We start from the raw sequence: 12379 nt of genomic DNA, 5'->3' as shown, positions 1-12379 counted from the left end.
CGTAGGGTGCGTGACGCTGCGATAAATATTGTACGCAGCGACAAAATGAGTGGCGTCACGCACCATTCTTTAAATCTAACACTAGCGTAAGTCCTGTTATACAACAAAGCAAGCTGATCACAGTGTCGTTTTCAATTGCAGGTCGATGCAATTCAATTGCAGGTCGATGCAATATAATTGCAGGTCGATGCAATATAATTGCAGGGCGATGCAATATAATTGCAGGGCGATGCAACTCAATTGCAGGTCGATGCAACTCAATTGCAGGTCGATGCAACTCAATTGCAGCTAAAAAATAAAAATGCGTAGAAATACCCGTAGGGTCGGCATTACCTCGTTCCCAGTCTCAGACTGGGAATGCCTATTAGGAGGCTCCGCCTCCAAAAAAACGGCAGAGCCGTCTTTAATGCATTTCCAGGTAGAACCTGGAAACGAGATTTTACAAACGAGATTTTACAAATTAAACCACAGAGGCACCAAGATACAAATAATCTCAGGGATTTTGACTACAATATAATAGCGTCGGCAAACCTGTAAAATTCCCTGAGCAGATGAAACTCTGGACACCCAATCAACATATTAAAAACGGGCGCTTCATCATTCAAAAAGTATTGGGTGGTGGTGGCTTTGGTATTACCTATCGCGCTATCGAACAACGTACAGGTAAATTATTCGTCATCAAAACCCTCAACCACATCCAGCAAAATCAAGCCGACTTTGACGAACGACAAGAAAAATTTGTCAACGAAGCGCTGGTTTTAAAAGGTTGTAAACATCCTCATATTGTCCAAGTTTATGAACTCATCCAAGAAGATGGACTTTGGGGGATGGTGATGGAACATATTGATGGGGAAGATTTAGCAGTTTATATTGATCAGCATGGGCAATTGTCTGAGAAAGAAGCTCTAGAATATATTGAGCAAATTGGACAAGCTTTAGAATATGTCCATCAACAGGGATTTTTACATCGAGATATCAAACCGAATAATATTCTGTTGCGTCGGGGAACAAAAACAGCAGTATTGATTGACTTTGGTTTAGCGCGGGAATTTACCATTGGTAAAACCGCCAGCATGACTAATTCGATGACACAAGGTTATGCACCACTTGAACAGTATGATAGACAAGGTAAATTTGGTGCGTATACTGATGTTTATGCTTTAGCGGCGACGCTGTATAATTTGCTGACAGCGCGAGTTCCCATCCCCGCTAATTTTCGGGAATATGCACCTTTGAAACCGCCAAAAGAATTTAATCCGCAAATTAGCGACAGGGTGAATGATGCGATTCTCAAGGGGATGGCGTTGGTGTCAGAAGATAGACCGCAGACAGTGCGAGAATGGTTAGAATTGTTGCGTATTCCTAGCACTCCACCCCCAACTCCTCAGAGCCAGCAGGGAGCGGGGATATACCCCACGCGGAAGTTTGAATTTGAATACGCTCAGATAGACACAAACCTGAAAATTACCCGTTATCGCTCACAAGCAGAATTGTTTACCGAAGACCTGGGTAATGGTGTAGTTTTAGAAATGGTAGCAATTCCTGGCGGTAGTTTTATGATGGGTTCGCCAGAAAATGAGGGAGACGATAGTGAACGTCCACAGCACCAAGTTACCATTCAACCGTTTTATATGGGCAAGTTTCCCATCACTCAAGAACAGTATGCAGCAGTGATGGGTAAAAATCCTTCTGACTTCCCAGGAAAAAAAAGACCGGTGGAAACCGTAAATTGGAATCATGCAGTAGAATTTTGTGCTATACTATCTAATAAGACTGGAAAAAAATATCAACTGCCCAGCGAAGCACAATGGGAATACGCCTGTAGAGCAGGAACAACAACCCCATTCCACTTCGGTGAGACCATCACAACTGACTTAGCTAACTACAATGGTAGCTATGGTATCTATGATTCTGTGCCCAAAGGTAAGTACCGCAAAAAAACGACAGATGTAGGTAGCTTCCCTGCTAATGCATTTGGTTTACATGATATGCATGGGAATGTGTGGGAATGGTGTTATGACAATCGGCATGAAAATTATATAAATGCGCCTAGCGATGGTAGTTCTTGGCTAGTTGAGAATGATAAACAACGGATGCTGCGCGGTGGTTCTTGGTACATCGGTTCTTGGGTTTGCCGTTCTGCTTATCGCCTCAACGTCAACCTCAGTCCCACCTACCGCGACAACGTTATCGGTTTTCGCGTTGTATGTGCGGGTGCGGCCGCGTAGCTTGCTTCCCGCAGGGTGGATTCTTCGCCCTTAGCGCTCTCGCCCTTTTGCCCTTTGCACTTCTTCTCTTTACCCTTCTTACCCTTATCCGCCACAGGCGGATCAATTTTTTTTCGTTTTTTTAGTTCATCGCCTTGTCAGGGCGGGTAAATTTGATGAACAGACTGGATTAACTGCGTGATTTGATTATAGCACAATACAATCAATTATTATTTCGGCAAAATTTGCGAAAATTAAACAGCAGCGAGATATCTGGTGGTGCGTTAGGCGCGAAACCGAAATATTTGGCGTGATGATATAGAAGATATGCGCCTAACACACCCTACAATCTACGGCAGACTATTACTAATCACTGATATATTACAATAGGGCAATATCTGATAAATCGCGTCTTTTATAAGTTACAATGAATGATCTCAGGGATGCTGACGGTGAACTAAACCAACGCGCCGATTTTGATAGTCCGTGGAAAGAAGTATTAGAAGCTTACTTTCCCCAAGCAATGCAGTTCTTTTTTCCGCAAACTGCTGCATTAATTAACTGGGAACGTCCCTACGAATTTCTCGATAAAGAATTTCAACAAATCGCCCGTGAAGCAGAACAAGGTAAGCGATATGCTGATAAACTAGTCAAAGTATGGCACATCCAAGGACATGAACTTTGGTTATTAGTGCATGTAGAAATACAAGCCACCAAAGAAGATGAATTTCCCAAGCGGATGTTCACCTACAACTTTCGCATATTTGACCGCTTTGACAAACCAGCCACCAGTTTAGCGATTTTGTGTGATGCAAATCGGGAATGGCGTCCCAATAATTACAGTTATGATTATCCAGATACCCGGTTAAACTTTGAATTTGGCACCGTCAAGCTGTTAGATTACGAAAACCGTTGGACAGAATTAGAAGCCAGCAATAACCCCTTTGCGACGGTGGTAATGGCGCATCTCAAAACCCAACAAACACGAAAACAACCAGAACAACGCAAAGTTTGGAAATTGGCGTTAATTCGCAGGCTTTATGATTTAGGTTGGGAAGCACAAGATATTCGTAACCTGTATCGATTTATCGATTGGGTTATGATATTACCAAAGGCATTGGAAGTAGAATTTTGGCAAGAGTTCCGACAATTTGAACAGGAGCGTACCATGAGATATGTTACCACAGGCGAGCGCATTGAATACGAGCAAGGCATACAAAAAGGCGAACAGGCGCTGATTTTACGCCAACTACAAAGACGGGTAGGAGAATTATCATCGGAGGTGCGATGTCTACGACGGGCTACGCCTACGCAAATTGAGTCTCTTGCTCTAACTCAGTTAGAATCGCTAGGGGAAGCCTTGTTAGATTTTACCTCAATTGAAGATTTATTTAACTGGTTGCAAGCGAATCCACCACAGTAGGGGCACAGCACTGCTGTGCCCTAGGGACATAGCACTGCTGCTTGATTCGGTGGTGCGTTAGGCGCGAAACCGAAATATTTGGGGTGATGATATAGAAGATATGCGCCTAACACACCCTACAGGAAATTGCTATGATTAAGAATAATGATTTTGAGCGGCATTGTAACCCAATGCTGGGGATAATTTCACTATGCCAGCAAAAGATATCTTTCATGACGCTGTGAAGCGTGCCATAGAAAAAGATGGATGGATAATTACAGATGATCCAATATATCTAGATTATGGTGGCTTAGAAATTTATATTGATTTAGGCGCAGAAAGATTAATTGCGGCGCAAAAAGCAGGAGAAAAGATAGCGGTTGAAGTCAAAAGCTTTGTTGGAGGTTCAACCATTTCACAATTCCATACAGCACTAGGACAATTTATTAACTATCGAACAGCTTTGAGTCAAAAGCAACCAGAAAGAGAGTTATATTTAGGCGTTCCCAGCATTACTTATGAAACATTTTTTAAACTTGAATTAATTCAAATAGTTATCCAATCTCAAAACCTAAAATTGCTAATTTACAACCCAGAGCAGGAGGTAATTGAACAATGGATAAAATAGTTAAGTATCGGGAAATTATCAAAAAGCTGATGACAGATTATGCGAGTTACGGTTCCAGGCGAGATGATGTAGATAGAGAAACAATTTTTGACACCGAACATGACCATTATCAGCTAGTGAATGTGGGCTGGGAAAATGGTCATCGGGTTTATGGTTGTGTGCTGCATTTAGATATTAAGAATGCCAAAATTTGGCTGCAGTATAACGGTACAGAAATTGATTTTGCAGAGGAATTGGTAAAGGAGGGTGTACCAAATCAGGATATTGTGATTGGGTTTCATTCACCGTTCATGCGACAGTTTACAGAATACGCTGTTAATTAAATCAAAAAGCGCGAAACCTACACAAAATTGGAAGAATTAGACTCAACCGGAAAAGCTTGTCAGTTTCACGCTTTGTAGATGTAGCTAACTTTGGTGAAGATAACTCACCGATTGCTGTGTAAACCTGATATATTACAACAGGGCAATATCTGATAAATCGCGTCTTTTATAAGTTACAATGAATGATCTCAGGGATGCTGACGGTGAACTAAACCAACGCGCCGATTTTGATAGTCCGTGGAAAGAAGTATTAGAAGCTTACTTTCCCCAAGCAATGCAGTTCTTTTTTCCCAAAACTGCTGCATTAATTAACTGGGAACGTCCCTACGAATTTCTCGATAAAGAATTTCAACAAATCGCCCGTGAAGCAGAACTTGGTAAGCGATATGCTGATAAACTAGTCAAAGTATGGCACATCCAAGGACATGAACTTTGGTTATTAGTGCATGTAGAAATACAAGCCACCAAAGAAGATGAATTTCCCAAGCGGATGTTCACCTACAACTTTCGCATATTTGACCGCTTTGATAAACCAGCCACCAGTTTAGCGATTTTGTGTGATGCAAATCGGGAATGGCGTCCCAATAATTACAGTTATGATTATCCAGATACGCGGTTAAACTTTGAATTTGGCACCGTCAAGCTGTTAGATTACGAAAACCGTTGGACAGAATTAGAAGCCAGCAATAACCCGTTTGCGACGGTGGTAATGGCGCATCTCAAAACCCAACAAACGCGAAAACAACCAGAACAACGCAAAGTTTGGAAATTGGCGTTAATTCGCAGGCTTTATGATTTAGGTTGGGAAGCACAAGATATTCGTAACCTGTATCGATTTATCGATTGGGTTATGATATTACCAAAGGCATTGGAAGTAGAATTTTGGCAAGAGTTCCGACAATTTGAACAGGAGCGTACCATGAGATATGTTACCACAGGCGAGCGCATTGAATACGAGCAAGGCATACAACAAGGTAGACAAGAAGGGAGACAGGAAGGTAGACAAGAAGGTGAACAAGCGCTGATTTTACGCCAACTACAAAGACGGGTGGGAGAATTATCATCGGAGGTGCGATCGCAAATTGAGTCTCTTTCTCTAACTCAGCTAGAATCTTTAGGGGAAGCCTTGTTAGATTTTACCTCAATTGAAGATTTATTTAACTGGTTGCAAGCGAATCCACCACAGTAGGGGCACAGCAGTGCTGTGCCCTAGGGACATAGCACTGCTGCTTGATTCGGTGGTGCGTTAGGCGCGAAACCCCTGCTCTATTCCTACCAATCCCCAATCCCCAATCCCCAATCCCTAGTCCCCATCAGATAGATCTGGCAGAAACAGAGTAAACCTACTACCTTCACCCAAGGTAGATTCTACCGTCACATCTCCACCATGCAAACGGGCTAACTTCCTGGTCAAAGCTAAACCCAAACCAGTACCTTCGTACTGACGATTTAATCGACTATCAAGCTGTTTAAATGGTTCAAACAAGAATTGAATGTGATTGGAATCAATACCAATACCAGTATCTGCGACTGTAAAAGTAATACCTGAACCTATTTTTTTAACTTCCAAACAAACCTGTCCCGCTGGGGTGAATTTAATCCCATTGGTGAGGAGATTTAGTAGCATTTGCTTAATTCGCCGCTCATCTGCAATGAAAATGTCAGCCAGAGGATCAATTTCGCTTGTCAGACGCAATCCTTTATCTGCAGCTTGATCGCTCACGGTCGATATTACAGAATTACATAATTCTGACACTGATATAGGCAACAGCGACAGTTCTTCCTTGCCTGCTTCTACCTTAGATAAATCAAGTATATCATTGATTAGCGCTAGTAGATGTTCACCACTGCTATATACACAACTTAAATATTCTTTTTGTTTGTCATTGAGAGAGCCTACCATTTCTTGTTGTAGCAATTGAGACAAACCCATAATCGCATTGAGAGGGGTTCGCAGTTCGTGGCTCATCGTGGCTAAAAATTCACTTTTTGCTCGACTACCAGCTTCAGCATCCGCTTGGGAGGCTCGCAGTTTCAATTCTGTTTCCTTGCGATCGCTAATGTCCTCGATCATCGCCAGAAAAAACTCAGGCGTCCCATTACTGTCGGGGATAATCGACACCGAAAGCTGAGTCCAAACTAATCCACCGTCTTTTTGCAGAAATAGTCTTTCCATCTCAATGCGATGTCTTTCTACCAAGCGCTCAGAGTCTGAGAGACTTGTGGAAATCATTTGTCTGTAAAGTTCTAAATCCCCTCTTTTTTGGGAAATATAATCTGTGAAGCGCTGACCATATAATTCTTGGCGAGTGTATCCCAGCATCTGACACAGCACGGGATTAGCATCTACTATCTGTGCTTTCATATCTATAAGTCCGATGCCGATAGATGAACGTTCAAAAATCGCCCGAAATTGTGCCTCGCTTTGCCGCAGTGCTTCTTGTGCGGCGTTACGCTCACTTGCTTCCATAGCCAATGTCACGAAATCTGCTATTGATCCCGCAAAATTTTCTTCCTCCAATGTCCACTGACGAATTTCGCCAAAATGCTCATGGGAGACTACCCCCACCAACCGACCCCCTAGCCAAATCGGTGCATCCAATAAGGATGTGATGCCCAACATCGAAAGATAAGATTGAGATAATTCTTGAGTTCTTTTGTCCTGAATGGCATCATGGGCGGCAATACTACGTTCCTCTTCCAAGGCTTGGAAATAAGCCGGATAATTCGCCTTTAACAGTGATATACCACAGGTATGTTCTTTTGTCTGCTCGTTATACAAATCGATACACTCAATCTTGGTGTGATCTTCGTTGTATAACCAAATACCAACTCGTTGCACTAAAAGTGTGCGAGCTGCTGCTTCTGTGATTTCCCTGAATGCCGCGTTGAGATTACCATGTTGGAATGTCTTACTTCTAGCTAGTTGTACCAGAGTTTGGCTTTGTTTTCGCCGAGCGTTTTCTCGCATTTGCAAAGCATCTTGGGCTTGCTTGCGCTCTGTAATGTCTCTAACCGCCACAACCTGCATTTTTTGCCCTTGGTAAGAAATAACTTTACCTTGTAGTTCTACGGGAAAAGTAGAACCGTCTTTTCTAATTACAATTACTTCATGTGATCTTTGTGAACCGGACAGTATATTTTTTTTAATCAGATCTTGTGATTGTACCGTAACAAGTTCAAAGCTATTTTTGCCAATTAGTTCAGAAACTTCATAACCAGTCATTGTCGCCAGGATATGATTTACATCTACAATCACGCCCTGATCATGTAGGATGATGCCTTCAAAAGTTGCCTCAGACAGCCAACGCCATCGACTTTTGTGAGATAAAGACGGATAATACTGTGTGGAAGTTCCTTGGTATTTGCTAACCAAGACTTCTGGTTCGGTATGTTGTCCCCGCTGTTGGTCAATTGCATATAGCAATCTTTGGCGTAAAAGTTGCGGGGTGGTCTGGCTTTTGACTAAATAGTCTTGTGCGCCCATATTTAGGGCTTCCCAGCCCTGAACTTCATTGTCCACGTTATTAATTACCACAATTGGCACATTAGAAGCAAGGGATCTCTGACAACAAGCTGCTACACATTGACTCACACCTAAGACGATTTTTGCATCCTCAGCGTCATTGAGCGATAAATTTAAAATAACTACATCAATAGATTGGGTTTGTAAAGTATAAATAACATCTAGAAATTTTTGAACCTGAAGCACCTGAAACTGGGGTGAGGATGTAGAGTTGCTCATGTCAAAATTCCAGAGCATGGAAGATACCCAATCAGGATTAGTCCCGAAGTTGGGAGTTGCGAGCGTCGCGCCAACTTCTGTGTGATTGTCACAAAACAGCAAAATTTTGATTTGTTCAGATCTCATGCTAATCACCAAAAGAGCTTGACTAAATAGTGAAAATGTTCTTTAAACTTTCCTAAACTTTATTAATCAGGATAAGTTTTGTGGGACAATAAGAACATAAAAAATGATTGTGGATGAACTTCTATCTCTTGGTGTAACTCACGTCTCAATCGGGAAAAACGAACAATGGAAAACACGTCTTAATTTAGGTAAACGTACAAACCAAAATTTTACTCAGATACCACATGCTAAATTTATCGAAATGCTGACTTATAAATTAGTTAGAGTCGGTATTACCGTTAAGGTAGCAGAAGAATCTTACACAAGTAAGGCTTCAGCGATTGATTGGGACATCATCCCAATTTATCAACCTAACAACAAGATCAAGCATGTATTCTCAGGAAAACGTGTCAAACGTGCGTGGTATATCAGTAAAAATGGTTTGAAGATTCATGCCGACGTGAACGCAGGGTACAACATCGGCAGAAAAAGTAATCCTGAAGGATTTGACTGTCTCCAGTCTATTCTAAGGGATAGGGGGTGTCTGGTAGTACATCCAAGGCGGATAACTCCACTATTTAAGCGTGTCCATGCTGAAAGTAGAGTCGCTTAAAGCTAAATTGCATAAGTCTGACTATATTTGACTATGTGATTTGGAACTATTATATGCAGACTGATTTATGAACTATAGCAACCGCCAAAGTGCTTAGGACATTAACTGATGATAAAACCTAGACACAATCAGACTTGTAACCCAGCGATGCACTGAGCTTGCCGAAGTGTCCCCAGCGATGCACTGAGCGGTCGTTGTGTCTCCTGCTATATAAACCTCGTCCATGTTGAAACCTGGAGTTTTGAATTATGTGTTCTGTCATGGCGACGTAGGTTGCATTTGTCCTGGGGAAACGCTGGGCGAACGCAAAAATTTGGTAAAAAACTACAGATCTTACAGCCATTTTCAGGTAAATAGACCACGCTTTTGGGGCGCAAGGCCTTGCGCCCCTACGAAGATCTGTGGTTCAAATGAATGAAAATTGCTGTAAGTTAGACGAGGTTGAAAAACTAGTTGGTAATAGCAGTTGAGGGTTGACGGTTGACTCTTACCCAAGAATATATCTTTGATTCACTCTCAAAAGAGAGATACACCACCTATCCAATTTTGTCACAATTAAGGTAAGAGCAGGGTTACGGAGATGGAGCGATGACAGACAACAGCATGAGAATTGTATCTTTGATTCCTAGTGCAACAGAGATTTTAGCAAAACTGGGGTTAGTTAATGCAATTGTCGGGCGATCGCACGAATGTGACTATCCCCCAGAAATCCTCAATCTTCCCATTTGCACCGCAGCACGCTTAAACAACAATGCTCGCAGTAGTGAAATTCATGACGAAATTAACAAAATATTACAAACTGGACTAAGTATTTATGACATCAAAATTGATGTTTTAGAGCAATTGCAGCCTACCCATATCCTGACTCAAGACCAGTGTGATGTTTGTGCAGTCAGCTTACCAGAAGTTGAAAAGGCAGTTGCTAGGCTGATTCACAGTTCACCCAAAATTATTTCGTTACAACCAAATCTTCTCCATGATGTTTGGAATGATATTGAACGAGTAGGTAATATCTTTGGGGTAGACTCGGTAAAGGTTATCGAAAATTTAGAAGCTCGTGTCAAAATTTGTCACCACAAAATCCAAGGACTCTCGATAACAGAATTGCCTACAGTTGTGTGTATTGAGTGGACTGACCCTTTAATGGTAGCTGCCAATTGGATACCGGAATTAGTCAACTTGGCAGGGGGACAATCACTGTTTACCCTCACAGGTCAACCTTCACCGCACTTGGAGTGGGAAACACTGATAGCCAGCAACCCAGATGTGATTATTTTTATGCCCTGCGGCTTCGATTTACATCGCACTCGTCAAGAGGCAAAATCCTTAACGCAACGTCCAGAGTGGCAAAAACTCCATGCTACCCAAACTGGTAGAGTCTTCATTACTGATGGCAATTCTTACTTCAACCGTCCAGGTCCGCGACTAGTAGATTCCTTAGAAGTTTTGGCAGAAGTTTTACATCCAGAAATCTTTGAATACGGCTATAAAGGTATTGCTTGGGAACCTTTTGACTGAGGAGTTTTCCCCAATCCCCAATCCCCAATCCCTAATCCCCAATCCCTCAAGAAGGACGACGTGCTACCTGATTAAGCCACTCAATCAGGGGTCTTAAGGTGCCTGGTAATGCGGCTTCACTTACGGTGACTGTATGCTGCTTACCTTGGTCTTCTACTGTCAACTTATACTGAAAGCGATCGCTTTGGGGGTTAGGCGAAGGAATTTGTTCAGGTAATCTAAATAAATCAGCCACCTCCACTAGTCGCCGTAGTGTTTCGGCTTCGTATGATGAGAGAGTGGCTGTGTCAACGGTTGTGGTTTTGGTGATTCCCGCAAAGCCGCCTGTACGTTGAAATGATATCTGCATTTTTGCTCTCCGTTAAGAGGTTGTTTGAAAAGTTTTTGGCGGTATCTTCGCACTTATTGATCCCCCCTAACCCCCCTTTTTAAGGGGGGAACTGGAATCAAAGTCCCCCTTCACTGGGCGCCTCCTAGATTACTCCTACTTTTTTCCAGGCGTTCTCTACTGCTTTCTGTTCAAGGCTTGCAATACCATAGAGTTCTCCAGCAATTTGCATAGTTACCTGGGCGGCGCGTTTAAAATCGGCTGTGGCACGTAGGCGATCGCGTAAGGCTATGTACCAAATTTTTCCAGCTTTTTGCCAAGCATAACCGCCAATTTCAACTGCAGCTAAATAAAATGCATGGTTGGGAATACCTGAATTAATATGCACACCACCGTTATCTTCATTACCAGTATACTTGTCTCTCATGTGTCCTGGTTGGGGGTCTTTACCCAGCAGTTTGTCATTATAAGCTGTCCCCGGTGCTTTCATGGAGCGGATGCCAACACCGTTAACAGTCGGTGCTAAAAGACCCTCACCAATAATCCAGTCTGCAGCCTGGGCTGTGTGATTATTTACTCTTTGTTTGACCAGACAACCGAAAACGTCAGAAAACGACTCATTCAACGCTCCCGGTTCGCCGTAATACTGTAAACCAGCTTCATACTGAGTTATCCCATGAGTTAGTTCATGGGCAATAACATCAATTGATTTGGTAAAGCGTTGAAACATTTCTCCGTCACCATCACCATAGACCATCTGGTCGCCATTCCAAAAGGCGTTGTCGTATTCGACACCATAATGAACTGTGGAGTCTAAGCGCAGTCCTTTATCATCAATAGACTTGCGGTCAAAAATATCATGAAATAGGTCATAAGTAGCACCAGCAGCATCATAGGCTTCATTCACTGCTGGATCACTGCTGGGAGGATCGCCCTCTGCACGCACCAGTGTACCAGGGAGGTTTTCGCTAGTTTTAGCATCGTAGATGGTGCGGCGCTTCTCACCGGGAGATGGCGCAAAGAAAATATTCCCGATTGCGTGTCGCCTTCCACGCAACTGTGCGGAAAGATTCAAGGTCTGAAAAGCCCAACTACGCTGATGAGCTTCGCCATTGACGGCGACATTTTGTAGTATGTGCGGCGGAAGGATACAACAGATAGGACATCTGGAGTCCTGATGAGACTCACGGTTAAACCCTGATGATTTTTTCTGATTTCGAGCCATCCAAGATATTCTCCTTTTGAAACTAAGTGATGGCAAATAGTGGTGTTAAATCCACTTTTTAAAAGCGCAAAACAACTAATAAAGTAGGCTTCTCCCTAACAGTTGGTAGTCAGCATCTCCGTGCTTAAAAGAGCGATAAAGCACTTACTACTTACCCATCAGAATTGATGATATAGACCATGAGTTACTGGTCTGATTCAGGCAACTTTCCTTTCTACTCTGTATTTTCTGACAGATCTGTTGTTAATAGACAGTACCCTCAGAGAGTAATTTTATCTGGGGACA

At 42.6% G+C, this 12379-nt stretch carries 10 protein-coding genes; 7 read left to right on the top strand and 3 right to left on the bottom strand.

Annotation, left to right across the window (positions count from 1 at the left end):
• Positions 1 to 551: 551 nt before the first annotated feature.
• The 5 genes from HEQ19_14760 to HEQ19_14740 all read left to right on the top strand — a co-directional run bounded on the left by HEQ19_14760 (position 552) and on the right by HEQ19_14740 (position 5749).
• Positions 552 to 2228, top strand: a complete 1677-nt coding sequence (locus HEQ19_14760) for a bifunctional serine/threonine-protein kinase/formylglycine-generating enzyme family protein (protein WYM00593.1) — start codon at positions 552 to 554, stop codon at positions 2226 to 2228.
• Between the two features lie 406 nt (positions 2229 to 2634).
• The gene (locus HEQ19_14755) at positions 2635 to 3630 is read left to right on the top strand and encodes a DUF4351 domain-containing protein (protein WYM00592.1); all 996 of its coding nucleotides are present in this window, start codon (positions 2635 to 2637) and stop codon (positions 3628 to 3630) included.
• A gap of 190 nt (positions 3631 to 3820) precedes the next feature.
• On the top strand, positions 3821 to 4237 hold the full coding sequence (locus tag HEQ19_14750) for a XisH family protein (GenBank protein WYM00591.1): 417 nt from the start codon (positions 3821 to 3823) through the stop codon (positions 4235 to 4237).
• A complete protein-coding gene (locus tag HEQ19_14745; GenBank protein WYM00590.1) occupies positions 4225 to 4560 on the top strand; it encodes a XisI protein in 336 nt (111 codons plus the stop codon). Before HEQ19_14750 ends, HEQ19_14745 begins: the two co-directional genes overlap by 13 nt.
• Positions 4561 to 4738: 178 nt before the next feature.
• Positions 4739 to 5749, top strand: a complete 1011-nt coding sequence (locus HEQ19_14740) for a DUF4351 domain-containing protein (protein WYM00589.1) — start codon at positions 4739 to 4741, stop codon at positions 5747 to 5749.
• 114 nt (positions 5750 to 5863) lie between these two features.
• Here the strand turns inward: HEQ19_14740 and HEQ19_14735 are convergent, their stop codons facing one another.
• Positions 5864 to 8431: a PAS domain S-box protein gene (locus HEQ19_14735; protein ID WYM03417.2), complete on the bottom strand. Its 2568-nt coding sequence runs from the start codon at positions 8429 to 8431 to the stop codon at positions 5864 to 5866.
• 109 nt (positions 8432 to 8540) lie between these two features.
• Between HEQ19_14735 and HEQ19_14730 the strand changes: the two genes are divergently transcribed.
• Positions 8541 to 9023: an IS200/IS605 family accessory protein TnpB-related protein gene (locus tag HEQ19_14730; protein WZI67217.1), complete on the top strand. Its 483-nt coding sequence runs from the start codon at positions 8541 to 8543 to the stop codon at positions 9021 to 9023.
• 588 nt (positions 9024 to 9611) lie between these two features.
• Positions 9612 to 10541 (top strand): cobalamin-binding protein, encoded by a 930-nt coding sequence (locus HEQ19_14725; GenBank protein ID WYM00588.1) that lies wholly within the window; start codon positions 9612 to 9614, stop codon positions 10539 to 10541.
• Between the two features lie 46 nt (positions 10542 to 10587).
• Here HEQ19_14725 and HEQ19_14720 read toward each other — a convergent pair whose 3' ends face one another.
• Together HEQ19_14720 and HEQ19_14715 are read right to left on the bottom strand one after the other, a co-directional pair.
• Positions 10588 to 10890 (bottom strand): protealysin inhibitor emfourin, encoded by a 303-nt coding sequence (locus HEQ19_14720; protein WYM00587.1) that lies wholly within the window; start codon positions 10888 to 10890, stop codon positions 10588 to 10590.
• A gap of 124 nt (positions 10891 to 11014) precedes the next feature.
• Entirely contained in the window at positions 11015 to 12094 is a 1080-nt protein-coding gene (locus HEQ19_14715; GenBank protein WYM00586.1) for a M4 family metallopeptidase, read from the bottom strand.
• Between the last annotated feature and the right edge of the window lie 285 nt (positions 12095 to 12379).

Origin of the sequence: Gloeotrichia echinulata CP02, from assembly GCA_038087035.1 — a bacterium.
GTDB lineage: Bacteria > Cyanobacteriota > Cyanobacteriia > Cyanobacteriales > Nostocaceae > Gloeotrichia > Gloeotrichia echinulata.
The sequence above is the reverse complement of the archived record's forward strand: the minus strand, read 5'-3'. Positions and strand labels throughout refer to the sequence as shown.